General features: G+C 38.2%; 14 protein-coding genes and 1 pseudogene. 6 read left to right on the top strand and 9 right to left on the bottom strand.

Features of this window, described 5'->3' with window-relative positions:
* Nucleotides 1–20: 20 nt before the first annotated feature.
* On the bottom strand, nt 21–338 hold the full coding sequence (locus tag BWI92_RS22070) for a hypothetical protein (RefSeq protein WP_095166882.1): 318 nt from the start codon (nt 336–338) through the stop codon (nt 21–23).
* Between the two features lie 68 nt (nt 339–406).
* Here BWI92_RS22070 and BWI92_RS22065 point away from each other — a divergent pair, with 68 nt between their 5' ends.
* The 3 genes and pseudogenes from BWI92_RS22065 (at nt 407) to rpsA (ending at nt 3,553) form a co-directional block, all read left to right on the top strand.
* Complete coding sequence (locus BWI92_RS22065; protein WP_095166879.1) at nt 407–883, top strand: cytidine deaminase; 477 nt, start codon at nt 407–409, stop codon at nt 881–883.
* Nucleotides 884–979: 96 nt separating this feature from the next.
* Nucleotides 980–1,594 (top strand): TVP38/TMEM64 family protein, encoded by a 615-nt coding sequence (locus BWI92_RS22060; RefSeq protein ID WP_095166876.1) that lies wholly within the window; start codon nt 980–982, stop codon nt 1,592–1,594.
* 154 nt (nt 1,595–1,748) lie between these two features.
* Nucleotides 1,749–3,553 (top strand): annotated as a pseudogene (gene rpsA, locus BWI92_RS22055) (30S ribosomal protein S1).
* 497 nt (nt 3,554–4,050) lie between these two features.
* Here rpsA and BWI92_RS22050 read toward each other — a convergent pair.
* The 6 genes from BWI92_RS22050 to BWI92_RS22025 form a co-directional block, all read right to left on the bottom strand.
* Nucleotides 4,051–7,758, bottom strand: a complete 3,708-nt coding sequence (locus BWI92_RS22050; RefSeq protein WP_095166874.1) for a DUF4450 domain-containing protein — start codon at nt 7,756–7,758, stop codon at nt 4,051–4,053.
* 80 nt (nt 7,759–7,838) lie between these two features.
* Complete coding sequence (locus BWI92_RS22045; RefSeq protein ID WP_095166872.1) at nt 7,839–8,561, bottom strand: DUF2490 domain-containing protein; 723 nt, start codon at nt 8,559–8,561, stop codon at nt 7,839–7,841.
* An 88-nt stretch (nt 8,562–8,649) separates the two neighbouring features.
* Nucleotides 8,650–9,036, bottom strand: coding sequence for a DUF983 domain-containing protein (locus BWI92_RS22040; RefSeq protein ID WP_095166870.1), 387 nt, complete (start codon nt 9,034–9,036; stop codon nt 8,650–8,652).
* 138 nt (nt 9,037–9,174) lie between these two features.
* Entirely contained in the window at nt 9,175–9,474 is a 300-nt protein-coding gene (gene trxA / locus BWI92_RS22035) for a thioredoxin (protein WP_095166868.1), read from the bottom strand.
* A 245-nt stretch (nt 9,475–9,719) separates the two neighbouring features.
* Nucleotides 9,720–10,301, bottom strand: a complete 582-nt coding sequence (locus tag BWI92_RS22030; RefSeq protein ID WP_095166867.1) for a methyltransferase domain-containing protein — start codon at nt 10,299–10,301, stop codon at nt 9,720–9,722.
* A gap of 135 nt (nt 10,302–10,436) precedes the next feature.
* On the bottom strand, nt 10,437–10,745 hold the full coding sequence (locus BWI92_RS22025) for a helix-turn-helix transcriptional regulator (protein ID WP_095166866.1): 309 nt from the start codon (nt 10,743–10,745) through the stop codon (nt 10,437–10,439).
* 313 nt (nt 10,746–11,058) lie between these two features.
* Between BWI92_RS22025 and BWI92_RS22020 the strand changes: the two genes are divergently transcribed.
* Nucleotides 11,059–12,432, top strand: coding sequence for an L-serine ammonia-lyase (locus BWI92_RS22020; protein WP_095166865.1), 1,374 nt, complete (start codon nt 11,059–11,061; stop codon nt 12,430–12,432).
* An 84-nt stretch (nt 12,433–12,516) separates the two neighbouring features.
* Here the strand turns inward: BWI92_RS22020 and BWI92_RS22015 are convergent, their stop codons facing one another.
* Complete coding sequence (locus BWI92_RS22015) at nt 12,517–13,680, bottom strand: PAS domain-containing sensor histidine kinase (protein WP_095166864.1); 1,164 nt, start codon at nt 13,678–13,680, stop codon at nt 12,517–12,519.
* A 372-nt stretch (nt 13,681–14,052) separates the two neighbouring features.
* On the opposite strand from BWI92_RS22015, the gene BWI92_RS22010 reads away from it, so the two are divergent.
* Nucleotides 14,053–14,862, top strand: a complete 810-nt coding sequence (locus BWI92_RS22010; protein ID WP_095166863.1) for a histidine kinase dimerization/phospho-acceptor domain-containing protein — start codon at nt 14,053–14,055, stop codon at nt 14,860–14,862.
* Nucleotides 14,863–14,892: 30 nt separating this feature from the next.
* Entirely contained in the window at nt 14,893–15,963 is a 1,071-nt protein-coding gene (locus tag BWI92_RS22005) for a response regulator (protein ID WP_095166862.1), read from the top strand.
* Between the two features lie 155 nt (nt 15,964–16,118).
* Here the strand turns inward: BWI92_RS22005 and BWI92_RS27420 are convergent, their stop codons facing one another.
* Nucleotides 16,119–16,286 (bottom strand): hypothetical protein, encoded by a 168-nt coding sequence (locus BWI92_RS27420; RefSeq protein WP_176464506.1) that lies wholly within the window; start codon nt 16,284–16,286, stop codon nt 16,119–16,121.
* Nucleotides 16,287–16,461 lie beyond the last annotated feature (175 nt).

The raw sequence follows: 16,461 nt of genomic DNA, 5'->3' as shown, positions 1-16,461 counted from the left end.
TAGAGGTTATTCGTTATTTGTTAGTCGTTATTAGAGATGATACCCAAGTATGAGTGATGAATTCGTACTTTACGAAGGATTTCTAAGTATTTCAGATTTGGGATTTCTGATTTTGGAAATCTAATATCCGAAATAAAAAGAATCGACAGTTTGGTAGCAACGACAAACGAAACGAAATATATAAAAAGCGCCGTAGGTGCGACAGAAGCTTGTTTTCTGTCACATCTACGGCGCTTTTGGTTTTTATAAGCTTGTTTTAAATGGTCGCTTTTTGAGCATTTTACCGATGATTTTCTAAAAGTTTTAATCCAGAAAAATGACAAGCTAAAAAATTTCATACTCATTAAGAACTTTTCTGAAAAACAGCACGTTATACCTTTCCCTATTTCTAAAATCATCATAAACTATGCAGAAATTAAATGTAACCATTTCGTTAGAATCTTATGACTCAGAAACTGAATTGAGTGCAAAAGAACAGTTGTTATTGATGGAGGCTCGTAAAGCTACTTATAAGTCTTATGCGCCTTATTCACAGTTTCATGTGGGTGCTGCTATATTACTAGAAGACGATACAATTATCACGGCCAATAACCAAGAAAATGCGGCTTTCCCATCAGGCTCTTGCGCCGAGCAATCAGCTATATTTTGGGTAGGAGCTAACCATCCAGACAAAAAAATCAAATCTATTGCGGTTATTGCACGCCCCGGTAAAGGAGACGAGTTTCGAGGTGTTCCTCCATGCGGTGCTTGTCGCCAAGCAATGCTTGAGTATGAAGTGCGTCAAAAACAACCAATTCGTTTATTGATGCTTGGAGCAAACAACCAAGTATTAGCATCCGAATCTATTGGAGACTTACTTCCTTTGAAGTTTGAAGAATTTTAAACAGATTTCGAGTAAATTTTATTCGAAACCAATCCATATGAATTCATTTTTTAAACAGAATACATTCTCAATCGTTTACGCCTTTTTTTAGGGGTGATGCCCTTGGTGGTAAGTTCTTCGATTACAGTATGGGTGATGTTTCATGAAGCAACAATCCATCAGTTCGACTTGCCTATATGGACGATGGTATATGCTGCTGCTAGTTTGACAATGGCCTTTGCGCTTACGCCAACGACCTTTGTGGCGCTATTGAGTGGGTATTTCTTGGGTTGGCAAGCACTCATACCTGTTTGTGTTAGTTACTGGCTAGCATCTTGGATTGGCTATGTAATGGCGGCTAAAATAGATGGAGGGCGACTGTTGAATGCTTTGGAAGAGAGAAAAGGGGTCAAAGAACTTCTTCAGAATCTTCAAAAACAGGAGTTTAAAATCATTTTGCTAGCGCGACTTTCACCTGTATTACCTTTTGCGGTGAGTAACTTATTGTTTTCTTGTTCGGGAGCGAAGTTGAAAAACTTTCTTACGGCAGGTTTTATCGGTATGCTGCCTCGCACACTTTTGTCGATATGGGTAGGTACACAAGCCAAAGAAATCAAGGCATTGATCGAACACCCAAGTGAGGGAGCTGTAGCACAAGTAGCTATTATATTGATGATAGGAATTTCATTATATGGATTGTATAGAGTAGTAAGGAAAGCAATAGGAGAGTAAGGGATATCGAAGAGGTATTATAATTTTTTTCTCATTCATTTTCAGAATATTAGAAAAATTTTATACCTTTGCACCCCCAATCAATTGGGAATAACTAACTAAATTTCAATGTGTTTTGCCCGCCACATTGATGTATCAGGGCTTTTATTTAAACATGGCTAATCAATTAGCAGATTTCGACTGGGATTTAGTCGGCACTAAAGGTATCGGTGGTGGTTACTCTACCGAAGAGAGAGCAAGATTAGAAGCTCTTATTGAAGGTACATTGAACCTTGTAACTGAGAAAGAAGTAGTAAAAGGTACTGTAGTAGGTATCACAGACCGTGAAGTGATTTTGAACATCGGTTTCAAATCAGACGGTATGGTTCCAACTTCAGAATTCAGAGATATGCCTGAATTGAAAGTTGGAGATGTAGTAGATGTTTACGTTGAGAACCAAGAAGACAAAGCTGGTCAATTGATTCTTTCTCGTAAATTGGCTAAAGTAATGACTGCATGGAAAAACATCGAAGAAGCTCTTGAGCAAGATATCGTTATCGATGGTTTCGTTAAGCGTCGTACTAAAGGTGGTCTTATCGTTGATATCTTCGGTGTTGAGGCGTTCTTGCCAGGTTCACAAATCGATGTGAAACCAATCCGTGACTTTGATATCTTCGTTGGTAAGAAAATGGAAGTTAAGGTTGTTAAAATCAACCATGCTAACGATAACGTTGTTGTTTCTCACAAAGTTCTTATCGAGAAAGACCTTGAAGAACAACGTCAATTGATCTTGAACAACCTTGAAAAGGACAAGTTCTTGAAGGTGTTATCAAGAACATGACTAACTTCGGTGTGTTCATCGACCTAGGTGGTGTTGACGGTTTGTTGCACATCACAGATATTTCTTGGGGTCGTATCAACCATCCACAAGAGTTGCTTAAATTGGATCAGAAAATCCAAGTGGTTGTTTTGGACTTCGACGAGAACAAGAAACGTATCTCTTTGGGTATGAAACAATTGCAAGCTCACCCTTGGGATGCTTTGGCAGCTACAGTAGAAATCGGTTCTAAAGTAAAAGGTAAAGTTGTAAACGTTGCTGATTACGGTGCTTTCTTAGAAGTATTGCCAGGTGTTGAAGGTTTGATCCACGTTTCAGAAATGTCTTGGTCGCAACACTTGCGTAACCCACAAGACTTCTTGAAAGTAGGTGACGAAATCGAAGCAGTTGTATTGACTTTGGATCGCTCTGAGCGTAAAATGTCATTGGGTATCAAACAATTGACTGAAGATCCTTGGACTAAACAAGATTTGTTGAGCAAATACGCTGTAGGTACTAAGCACACTGGTACTGTACGTAACTTGACAAACTTCGGTTTGTTCCTTGAATTGGAAGAAGGTATCGATGGTTTGGTTCACGTATCTGACTTGTCTTGGACTAAGAAAATCAAACACCCTTCTGAGTTCATCAAAGTTGGTGAGAAATTAGACGTTGTGGTATTGGAGCTTGACGCAGACAACCGTCGTTTGGCTTTAGGTCACAAACAATTGGAAGAAAACCCTTGGGATACTTTTGAATCAATCTTCACTGTAGGTTCTGTTCACAAAGCAACTATCGTTGCGAAAAATGACAAAGGAGCTACTTTGGAATTGCCTTACGGTATCGAAGGTTCTGTACAGTTGAAACAATTGGTGAAAGAAGATGGTTCTGTTGCTGAAGCTGGTGAACAACTTGACTTCAAAGTAATCGAATTCAACAAAGAAGATCGTAAAATCGCTCTTTCTCACACAAGAATTTTCAACGACGCGAAAGAAGAGGCTGTTCAAGAAGAGAAGAAAAAGACTGCTAAGGATGTAGAAAAAGTTACTAGCTCTGTTGAGAAATCAACTTTGGGTGACTTAGACGCTTTAACTGCTTTGAAAGCTCAAATGGAAGACTCAGCTCGTGAAGAAGCTAAGAAAAAATTAGAGAAGAAGAAATAATCATCTCTGATTGAGTATATTAAAAGGCTCTGCTGACGTATGTTGGCAGAGCCTTTTTTAGCTTGGGGCTATCAGGTGTCGGATATGGGCTTTCGGGTATAGGGGGCTGCTGCTTAGAGATGATAGAGTTAATACGCTATGGGCTGTAAGCTTTAGGCGTTAAGCCAAAATCTTGTTTGAATTCATTGGGAATATTTTTGCTGAAAGCTCATTGCTGAAAGTCGAAAGCCAAATAGTTGAATTTTATTTTGCCCATAAACTTTAAATTTTGTGTTTTAGGGACAAGGCAACGGGCACAAGGCAAAGAGTGTTAAAATGTTTTTAACGACCACGGACATGCATTTTCCCATAGCCCACCGCCGAAAGCCGATACCTGAAAGCTTAAAGCACAATCTTAAACTTTATTTTGCGTACTAACTTAAGTACAACTATGCACTCCAAACTCTGCATTCTTCATTTTCTCAATTCCTCACTCCGCACTCCAAATTCAACACTCACTAATGTCCCAGTGTGATGCTCATCAATCCTATTACTACATCGTTTGTAAGGGTTTTGAGTGTGACGCTCTTGAGTATTTTCTTCGGATTGAGAGGCATATCTAATATTGTTGCTGCGCCACCTTCTATTTTTTTTCCATTCCAAAACATCTTAGATTCTTGTCCGTCTACTATTTTTCCTGTTGCAAGGTGTATTCTAATTGGACGTGCTTGCTTGAGTTTAAAGGCAAAATCATCTGTGAAATAATCTTGATCGATAGGCCACCACGTTTCAGGATTACGCAAGGCTAACAGCTCTTCTGTGCCATCAGTGTATTGGACTGTTATAATGCCATTGTCTAGCTGACTTTGCATAGGATTAGTCGAGCCTGCCATCAAAAACCAAGCATGTGAGGCACTTCCAGATAATGGAATCACTTTTTCGTTAGGATAATTATCCCATTGTGAGGTAAAAACAATATTGTGGGCCTTTGGGTCAGAAGGTGTTTTAAAACGAATCCCCTGAGACAACTCGAATTGGTCATTAGTTTGTGCCAGTTTTCTCAATCCTTCATCTTTTACCTCAAAGCTTTCGTGTGGATGTGGCCAGTCACCAATACCTTGCCAAGGTAATTGCAAAGTCGTAGCTTGTGGGCGCGGCGAAAGGTATTTATTTTGAAAAATTTGAGTGACTTTATCATTAAAAAAGGGAGAAATATCTACTGTTTCCTGACGAAGCTGTAGTTTGCCTTTCCAATTGACTAAAGTAGTTTCAAGTGTTTGATTTTTTCCAAAAACAATACGCACTTGGTTGGTTCCACATAGTAAATCGTTTTCAGAAATAACAATGGTATCTGATAACTTACCTGCTTCTATTTTTAAATGAGCTTTAAAATGATTGATAAACACCTGTGCCAATAGAGGATTTGAGGTGTTATTTTGAAGACAAAACTTGGTAATATTTTCTTCTTTTTCATGCGTACTTACTAACTCAATAGCTGGTTTTACCTTAAAACATATGGGCATCCACCATGATAAACGGCCTTGCTGGAGTTGAGCAAAAACCGTATAATTTCCCTCAGGAGCTTGTATTTGGGCTGTGAATTGACTTTTAGCTACTTGAATATTTCTTAATACTTTTTGAGCATCAAAAATCTTTACTACTTTGGCATTTGTAAACGTTCTAATGATTTCAGAATGATTAACATATACATTTTCTTGTGTTGGTAAAATAGGTTTTTCTCCCTTCCATACGATGATGATTTCATATGTTGGCAAATTAGGAAGTGATATTTCAATCATAGGTTTACCCACAGCCTCAATGACGTTTGTCCAAGAAACACTTTTACCATTTGCCAATACTTGCTCTACTTGTCCTTGCGCCAATACCTGAAATTTGAGACCTACTTTTGTGGGAAGAGTAGGAGCAATAATATAAGTATCCGTTTTTTGTTTTCTTTTAAAATCAAAACTAATATCAGGTGTTTTGAAAGAAGCAAAATCCCAAGTGGCAGGCAAGCCAGGGTGAATCAATAAGGTGTTGTTGAGTGCATCTGGAACGATACCAAATAAACCCTCAACCAAAGCTCGAGAGAACATACCAACAGGATCAGCAAAGTCTCGATAAGCCTCGCCTCGTGCAGCATCAAAGTACGAAATCTGCACAATATTGCCAGGACTTCCTCCTAAATACATGGATTGTAATACCTCACTTTTGAAGAGCTTAAAAGCTTCGTCTGTGCGACCAGCTTGCCAATTTGCCAAAATTAGGTGCATTGATTCTGCCAAAGCCACATTGTTCAATGACCACATATAGGGCATCCAATTGGTGGTAGAGAGTGTATAGTAACCTTTGTCTTCTAACCCTTTTGCTCTAATTGGAATATGTGGAATTTCATTGTCTACATACCTGAGCATTTGATAAGCTTGAAACTTGTCAGGTACTTCTGAGTCGATACTATGATAAATCGTCCAAATACCTGCTGAAGGATGAAGTAGCTTATTCCCTAGGGCATCTTTAAACTCGGCAAAAGTTCCTTTTTGTGGCATCCATAAAATTTGATTCATTGCTTTCAAAATCTTTTCAGCTTTTTCCAGATAAGGATTGGGATTGTCGCCCATCAATTTGGCTATTTGTGCGGCTTTTTTAAAACCCAAATAATTATAAGCCGAAGTATGCGTTACATCACCACCGCTATACTGAAGGGCGTCACTTGCCCAAATAGCGGCATAGGCATCAAATAGATGGTTTTTGTCGATGTCAAAATTTCTTACTTCCCAGTCCAAATGCCTTTTGATAACCGACCATGTTTGGCGCATGAAAGTAGTATCTTTTGTCCAAGCAAAATGGCGTACTAACTGGTCGATATATACCAAATTCATGTCATAATGGTGTGGTCGTAGATTAGCGCCATTCGGGTCACGATTGATGTAACCATTGCTAAACATTCCTACGCCTGATTTTTCGGTACTTCGGGCAAAATGCATGGTGCTATCGGGTTTGATAGGACCATAAAGTGGGGTAGTAAATTGTGATAAAGCATAGGCTTCAAGATGCGTTTTGGCTCTATTGTGCCAACCCAGCACATCGGCAGTGTACGGACCACGCCAACCTGGCAAACGCATACGCCAGCCAATTGAACCGTGCATATAGGTGGGCGAATCCCAAATGGCATCGGAGGCAATGGCTAAAGTACCTCCAATCGTATTGATGAACGGGTCAGGAGTATTGATTTGGATACGATTGGCTAAGGTTTCACGGGTCTTTTCGGCTTCTTGAAAAATACGAGGTAGCTTTTCGTACTGAATGTCGGCTTTGGTAGCGGGATTATAAATTGTAAAGAAATAGTCGAATTGGTCTTCTACAGCCAGTTTTCCACAAATGACAGGAGCTTTTTCAGCTTGTGATTGATATAAAGATAGGGGAGAAGCCAAGGCTCGAGCATCTGCAATTTTGAGTGCTGATTCGCTAGGGAAAGTGCCTTGTAGAATTTGTTCTTTGCTTGGTTTGACAGGCTGTTTGGCATCTTCTGCAAAATATCGCCCATCGCCTGTAGCTGGCAAGCCAGTGCCATATTTGAGGATGAATTTCCCTTTTTCAGGAATTACATATTGGTTGTCTTTACAATTGTTAGCGTGTAGATAAAAGTTTGATTCTGGGTCGGGACCCATATCTCCATCTCTGGAAAATTTTTTGCCTGTTGCTCCCCCAAATGCCCAATATAACTCTGTTGATTTCGGGAGATTCTTGCCTTGAGTTTTTAAAATAAAACCTTCCCCATCAGCTAAAGCTAATATCTCAATTTCGAGAGTGCCATTTCCCAATAGAGCATCTTTGATAGTATAGAGCCTTGCGCCAGCTCGATAGCGAGCAATGATACTGTCGGCTTGCGTTAGCCATTTACATTGTTGGTTGACCGAAATACCTAGCTTGAAGTTGCCACCCATACCGGGCATATACAAGGCAAATTCAGGACGGTCGCCTGTTTCGACACGAAATGCTGTATTGGTGCCATAGAGCGCACGCGTAAACAAGCGCTTCCCATTGGTAATCACAAAGTCTTTACCCTCAGGGTGATAACGCAATTCTAATTCTTGGTTATGCCATGTTTTAGGAGAAAGCTTTACAGGGTATAGTTCTTGAGAAAAAGTATTTTGTGTAAAAGAAAACAGGCATATATACCCTCCACAGAAAAGTTTTAAGAATAGATTTAGTTTTTTCGATTTCATGAAAATAGCATTTTATTGAAAACACAAATAAAATAAGCTAATATCATAAAATCGTCATGCTCACTCAAAGACAGAACACTTTACAACCTCACAATAAAATGTGTTTGAATACTGTGTTCTTCATCAAACTCAATCAGCGAACTGCGTTGTCGATGATTCCACATATAGCCTGTTTCTAGAGTAAAGTGAGGGGAAAAATTATGTGAATATCCCAAGTACAGCTGATTTTGGCTAAAAGAATTGGCAGGGACATTGGGTGGAACGTTTTGTAAAAGCTCCTCGCTTAGGAATAGGTTATTCTTGGGATTAAAAATATAACGTATCTGGCCTCGCAGGCGAGCACGTCCTTGAGACTCATTCCATTCATTGTCATCGTTTTTGAAAAGACGATATTCATACCCACCACGAAGTCTAACTAACCATTTAGGACTAAGTGAGTGAATCCATTCTGTCATCAAAAAGGGGCGAAATTCCCAACGATCTTTTCTATTGAAGTCAGAAGTTTTTGCATATAGTGGATAAGAATGAAAGAAGGAATTAAACAAAGAGACAGTTATATTTTGCCCTCGGTGTACAATTCCTAGTCGATATGCCTCTAATAAGGGCAATGCAAAAGGATTTGCGGGGGTATCTCTATAATCGTTTTGTCTTCTGAAATGATATTCGACGTTTACTTCAAAATTTTTATAAATATTTTTCTGTAAAGCCAGACGTGTCCAAACGGCAAAGTGGTTATAGTTCTGAGCTTGGGCATGGTAAGATGCACATACCCAGAAGGTACATAGGATAAATTTTAATCTCATTTAATCAATCTTGGAAAGAAATACTATTTGTATCAGGAGTCTACTAATTTAGTAGACTCCTGATACAAAAGTAATTGATTATGAGAGTTTACTCATCTTTTTTTTGACTTTTATAACTGATCCCTGAGAAAAGATATAAAAATAATACTCTGGAAATACGGAAGTTGAAAGGAACAAATAGCAACGAAATTAGAACAATAGGAATAATATACCCAAGTGGTTCAGGATCACCAAAGAAGTTATAAATCACAAAGCCACCTACGAGCATAATCCCAACTGTAAACGCATAACTTACATACATGGCACCATAGAAAAACCCCGGCTCACGCTCATAACGCAGTCCGCACTCTGAGCAATGTTCGTGCATTTTATCAAATTTGAATATATTCCACCATGGGTGTGTAAATAATTTACCTTTATGGCATTGTGGACATTTGCCTTTGACCATTGCCCCGATTTTGCTATCGTTGTTCATAGAGTTATTCAGATGATTCGTTAATATGAAAGATAAGTTAATTTTGTCCGCAATAGGTATTAGGCTTTATGCCATCAGCTAAAGGTTATGCTTGAATCTATTTAACCTAATGCCTAAAGGATATCCTTTTCAAGAAAGTTAAGCAAATTGCTTAACCGTATATTCCAGCTGGTGTACAGGAACTACACCCGACTGTCGCCAAACTTGCTGTCCATTTTTGTACAGAATTAAGGTTGGGACACCACTAATACGAAGCTCTTGTGCCAAAGATTGAGCTTTGTCCACGTCTATTTTAATGATTTTGATATCCTCGCCCAATCGTTTCTTAAGGTCTTCCAAAATAGGTGTCATTGTTTTACATGGTCCGCACCAAGTGGCAAAAAAATCAACCAAAACAGGCTTGTCTGAGTTGATGATATTTTCAAATGAACTGTTCATGGAATGAATTAGCTATTGGCTTTAGGCCGTTGTTGGTTAATAGAAAGCTGTTATTAGTTAATAGAAGGTCGTTTTACTCACTCGTCCAAGCCTAAGTCTCAAACTAGATAATAAAACAATCTTATTTTACCAGCATTAGACGCTAGACTTTATGCTGTAGGCTAAAAGTTGAAAAGAATTTTTCATGAAATAATTTAAGCTTTTTGCCTAATGCCTATAGCTTACAGCCTAATGCAAATTAATACTTACAAATCCTTTTTTACCCATTTGATAAATAACTCATTGCCTTGTCGTGGGCGAATTGAATTATGGCATGGTTCTAAAATTTCACTTTTAAAATAAGGATTAAATAGTTGCAAATACTCCTCTGTTGTTCCACCAAATGGTGGACCTGCCTTGTCAAATTCTGAGGCAAATAATAATCCTACCAATTTACCTTGTGGAGCTAAAAGTTCAGCCATTTTTTGTGCATATTGTTTTCGCATCGATGGGGGCAAAGCACAAAAGAAGGTCTGCTCCAAAATTAGGTCATAGCTATCTACATGTTCAAAAAAATCTTCACAAAGAATCCTAACCGATGGATAACTCTGTAGTTTGTGCTGGAGCTTTTCTACCGCTAAAGGAGCTATATCCAAAACGGTCAGATTGGTAAAACCCAATTCTGCCATTAGTAATGCTTCGTATCCATTTCCACAACCAGGCAAAAGAATTTTAAGATCTTTGTTGTCTAACTGCCTTATATAATTTTCAAGAGGAGGAGAAGCTTTTCCCAAATCCCAGCCTGTTTGCCCTTGCGCATAACGCTCGTTCCAATAGTCTTTATTCATATTTTTGGTAAGTTATAACTAAATGATTATATGAATGTTTTTTCATGTATACTTTCTCAAAAAAGCCAGAAAAGAGATAAGTAAAATCTTATGTTTTCTGGCTAAATCTGTTCCTAGGTTGATAATTTTCCAGCCCTAAAAATTACAATTACAATTCTCAATACATTCAATTAACTTGGTGACATCACGTTCTTTTAAAGAATAGAATACATTGAGTCCATCCTTTTCTGAGCGTAAGATTCCTTTTAATTTCATATTGATAAGGTGATGCGAAAGTAATGACTGTTCACATTCTAGAATTGTACATATTTCATTTACCGAAAGACGCTCTTGCATCGATAACAAATCTACGATAGCTAACCTCGTAGGGTGTGCTACCGTTTTGAGAATAAAAGCGGCTTTTTCGAGTTTTTCTTTGTTGATTTTGTAGGCTACAGCTGCCATAGCAAAAAGTATTTTAATATTTGAAAGGGATGATTCTAATAGTTTCGAATACAAATAAATTCTAGTAATCAGAACTTTAGTATACAAATATATGATAGTTTATTCATGTTTTGAAATAAAAAAATAGTTTATCTAGTGTTTTGGTAGACCATTGTAGGTTTTAGGTAAGACAGCTTACTCATCACCAACAAACTACCTAAAATATAAGCGAATATCTTTGCTCGGATTTTATAAAAAATCTCTAATTTCGTCATCCTTTTTATCTCTGGTAATGCCAAAGGATTTTAAGGAATCAACTTCTTCAACAACAACTATGATAAAAAATCCGATAACCACTTCCATTTTTGACTTATTCAAAATTGGGCCTGGTCCTTCAAGCTCACATACTATCGGGCCAATGAAGGCTTCCTATGATTTTTTAAAGGAGCTAAATGCTCTTTCTGCTTCACAAGTAAACGCTTCAATGCAAATACGAATTCATTTGTATGGTTCGCTAAGTGCTACAGGTAAGGGACATGGCACCGACCGTGCTGTTATTGCGGGTCTTTTGGGCTGGACTCCCGAAGCTTGTGATCCTGTTTTATTTTCCAATCTTCTTAAAGACATAACAGAGCAATATCCTGTAAAAGTTCATGAAATAGAGATTCCTATTTCGGCTGAGAGTATTGTATTTGAAAAAGTAAAATATGATTCTCCTTATGCCAATACAATGGTACTGAAGCTTATACAGGACGATATAGTTGTTTTACAACATGAGTATTACTCGGTAGGAGGAGGCTTTATCTATCGCAAAGGTCAAAAAGTTTCGGCCAGCACCGCAACGCCTCAATATCCTTATACTAATATGAAGGAGTTGAAATCGCTCTTGCAAAGTCATAATTTGACACTCTCAGAGCTGATGTATGCCAACGAGATTGCTTTGACGGGGGCGACGCGTAAAGAGATAGATAAAAAGCTAGATGCGATTTTGGATTTTATGCACAAGGCCGTAAAGCGTGGTTTAAAAGATAAACGCATGTTGCCTGGGACAATCAAACTACGTAGAAAAGCGCCGTTACTTTACGAAAAGGCCAAAAAATTGGCACTTACAAGTGATAGTTTTTTGATATTTTTAAATGCTTACTGCTTGGCAGCTTCCGAAGAAAATGCAGCAGGAAATATTGTTGTGACCGCGCCAACTTCAGGGGCATCGGGAGTAATCCCTGGCATAACCTATTTACTAAAAAATCATTTCCATTATTCTCCTAACGAGATGCGTGAAGGAATGTTGGCGGCTGCGGCTGTTGGTTTTTTAGTAAAACATAATGCAAGTATTTCGGGTGCTGAAATGGGCTGTATGGGCGAAATTGGTTCGGCTTCGGCTATGGCAGCGGCTATGCTGACGTATTGTGCTACCAAAAGTATTCATGCGATGGAGTCGGCAGCCGAAATTGCGATTGAACACCATTTGGGTATGACCTGCGACCCTATTGGGGGCTATGTACAGATTCCGTGTATCGAGCGCAATGCCATGGGAGCTGTAAAAGCCTATAATGCATTTTTACTGGCAACGGCAGGGGATAGTTCTTTACAAAAAATCTCACTCGATAGTGTGATTAAAGTAATGAAGGCAACAGGTAAAGATATGTCCAAAAAATATAAAGAAACTTCCGAAGCTGGCTTGGCATTGAGTGCGACTGAATGCTAATAGGCTTGTAGCTTTGAGCTTTCGGCTATCAGCAAATATAGAGACGTATGAAAATGCGTCTCTTTTTAGTTCATACATCTATGATTAACTCTTAAACTTTACGGTAAAACAAGTACCTTTTCCGATTTGGCTGTCGCAGCTTACTGTTCCGCCCAGTTGTTCTGCTAATTCTTTTACGATAGAAAGTCCCAAGCCAGTAGATGATTCGTTGGAGGTAGGCTTGGCACTCAATTTTTGAAAACGACCAAACAATAAATTCATTTCTTCAGGTAAAATCCCTTGTCCTTGGTCTTGTACCGCAATCTCGAAATAGCTACTTGTACACTCCAATTTTACAGAGACAGAGGAATCGGCATACGAAAACTTGATGGCATTTGAGACCAAATTATCGATGATTTCGGTAAGATATTCCTGATCTGTCTGAGCCATGAATATGGGAACTTGGCTTTCAAAATGTAGACTTATTCCTTTTCTATTAGCAATTTCCTCAAATCTATTTAGAGAGGTTGTTAGTATTTGGACAATGTTATGGAAATCTATTTCAGGTGAGATAGACTCACGTTCGAGTCGATTGACGCTTAACATATTTTTGATAAGCGAAGACATTCTCTCAGAAGTACTCACCAACTCATCAATCCATCGCTTTTGGCTATCAGTCAGATTTTGAGCCGTTTTTCTGAATTTTCCAGCAATAAGTTTAATGTTGGTAATGGGATTTTGTAAGTCGTGTGAAGCAATGCCTATAAAGCGATTTTTTTCTTGATTTGTGTGAAAAAGCTGTTCGTTGAGATGATTAAGTTCTTGGTTTTTCTCCATCAACTCCTTTTCTAAGGCTTTTTTATGAGTAATATCTACAATCACCGAATTACTGGCTATGAATTTGCCGTCTTTGTCATAAATAGCATTGGCGTTGAGCAGCACTTGTATATGATTACCTGTTTTGGAAACCAGTTCTAGTTCAAGATTTCGAGTAGAACCTGTTTGCTTGAATTGGCGATAAAATTCCTCAGCGTTTTCTGTGAGAAGGGTGATTTGGAGATCGAAGAAGCGTTTTTTCCCAATAAGCTCTTCGCGGGTATATCCCAGCATTTTAAGCTCGGTATCATTCACTTTCAAGAAGTAGCCATCAGCGTCCAATGAGTGATAGGCATTGGGCGCATTGTTATAGAATTCTTCAATAAAAGAAATGTAGTCAGAGGAATGTTCAACGGAGAGTTTTTCTCCGAAAAACCCAATTAACTCTTTCAAAATACAAGCGGGATTAAATGGGATTATTTTTGACCAAATTTAACACAAAAAAGCAGTCCTGAACATCAAGACTGCTTTCTTTTTTAACCTCTAAACCTACAAGTATGAAGTAAATCTACCACTTGATGTCACAAAGTTCGCATTTGGGAGCTTCTAAAACCTTGACCAGATTCAAGGTTTAATTATGATAGTCGTCAGGATTTATCATAGATGAGAATCTGAATTTTGTAGAAATCTCTTTGTATATTAGTCAAATTGTGTTGTGTTATCAGGCTGGATTTTAGCGGAAAGACGCCCTAAAATACCCTGAGTATAAATCATAGAAGAAGACCAAAACGATTCACATATAAATTAATATCCAGTCCTAAATTCATGCTTAACCCAACACTCAAAGATGCAATACTCGAAGCTTTGCTTACTCACTTAAATGTTTTTGTGAGTATCTATAACTATGAAACCGACGAAGTTGTGCTGGTTAACCAGTCTGGTTTAGAGTTATTTAAAGTTCGAGATGAGAAAGAGTTTACAGAAAAATATGGTATTGAAGTACGAGAAACCCCCATTACAAGTGAGCAAAATGCGAAACTGAGAAAAAGCTTAGAAGAAGGCGAACAATGGTCGGAGGAAGTACAATGTAAAGTTCATGATGGTACCACATTTTGGGCTATCATTAACATTGATACTTTTCAATATAATTCTCAAACGTATCTCATTACTCGTATCATTAATTTGGAGAAACTTTTACAATTTGAAAAAGAGAACGGAATCAAAGGTCGTGAATATTTTAAAAACCAGATTGATCAAGTGATTTCGTACCGCACTGCTGCCTTGCTCGAAACTCTTACCAAGTTGGAGCGTTCGCAATATGAGTTATCTGAGGCCTTGCATCGTGAGCATCGACTTAATGAGCTAAAGTCTCAATTTATTACTTTTGCTTCTCATGAATTTAGAACTCCGCTAGGCATAATATCGTCATCGGCAAATCTTTTGAGTAAATACAATAAGATTGGGAATGTGCAAAAACAAGAAGAACATATCCAGTCGATTTTAGAAAATGTGAAAACGCTCACTGCACTTTTGGAAGAATCCTTGAGTATGAGCAAATTGGATGAGAATTCTATAGACAGACCTTTGAATTTCTATCTTTCTAAGATTATGCAAGAAATAAAAGAAAGTCTGTAAGTTGATAATGAGTAAAAAATCCCCAAGAACATGCAAAAAATATTGCTCATAGAAGACGATGACCAGTTACGGAGAAATACCGCCGAAATTCTTGAATTGTCTAACTATGAGGTTTACACCGCCGAAAATGGAAAAATTGGAGTTGAGAAAGCCTTACAATGTCAACCCGATTTGGTGATTTGTGATTTGATGATGCCAGTATTGGACGGCTATGGTGTGCTGAAGGTTCTACATAAAAACCCTACTTTAAATAGTATTCCTGTGATTTTGTTGACGGCAAAGTCAGAAAGAGGAGACTTCAGGAAAGGCATGGAATTAGGCGCTGATGATTATTTGACTAAGCCCTTCGATGAGGTAGAATTGATTTCAGCCATAGAGACTCGTTTAAGCAAAGTAGAGCATCAGCAGCAAGGTGTAGCACCGCTTGTTCCAGTAGAGGAGGTGCATATGAGCAACAATTTTAACTATGCCTATCTTACCGAAGGTTTACAACAATTGCTCGAAGATAAACGCCCGCATCATTACAAAAAGAAATCGGTAATCTATGCTGAAGGCGATGACGCTACTCGCTTATATTATGTTCAGTCAGGAAAAATCAAGGTGATTTTACAAAATAATGAAGGTAAAGAACTCGTAACTGGTCTCTATAAAGTAGGAGATTTTGTGGGCATTCAGGCCTTATTAAGTGCTAGTTCATACGCCGAAACAGCAGTAGCGTTGGAGGAAACGGAATTACTCTATGTGCCTAAGGATTTGTTTTTACAAGCTATCCATCAAAACCGCGCCATGGCTAATGGGCTGATTCAATGGATGGCGCAAGAAATTATTCAACAAGAAAAGTATCTGTTGGGATTGGCCTATAATTCTTTGAGAAAAAGGGTAGCAGAGTCCCTAGTGTTTTATGCCAAGCATATTCATCCAGATCAGACAAGCGATATTGTGGTACAGCTCTCGAGAGAGGATTTGGCATCAATTGCAGGTACAGCTACCGAGTCGCTGATAAGAACACTTTCAGATTTTAAACAGGAAGGGTTAATTGAAATAACTTCGGGAAAAGTAATAATCCTAGATTTATTGAAAATACAGCATTTGAAGTACTAAAGGAGCTTTAGGCTTTTAGCGGTAGGCATTAGGCAAAATGTTTCTGTTGTTGACCGAAAACATGAGTCATCCCGAATTTTTCGTGAAGACTTTTAAAAACGAAACCTCCTTGTTTACTTTGTGAATCACGACAAACACAAACAAACAGGAGGTTTCTATGCATAAAGCATTTCTACAAAATAATGACATAAAATCGAGTAAGTCAAGACTCTCTCATTTACTTCTTCATAAACTTGATCTTTATCTTGCTGACGTCCAGTTATCGTTAGATTCTGTTCTGGATAAGCGTTTAGTTCGTACTTTTTACGATTTAATAGTTGCATCGACACAACTCTATGGGCTTATTGCTTAGTGAGTTAGGTGGCTATATTTGCGGTTTTTCACATGCTCCCGCTGGGACAAAACGCATTAGTAATCTGTTACGTTCCAAAAAATGGACATCTACTATCATTGATAATTTTCTCTTTAGTCAAACTCGAAAAAGGCTTGAATCGTTAG

It is taken from the genome of Flectobacillus sp. BAB-3569 (genome assembly GCF_002270355.1).
In the GTDB taxonomy this organism is placed as follows: Bacteria; Bacteroidota; Bacteroidia; order Cytophagales; family Spirosomataceae; genus Flectobacillus; species Flectobacillus roseus.
The sequence above is the reverse complement of the archived record's forward strand: the minus strand, read 5'-3'. Positions and strand labels throughout refer to the sequence as shown.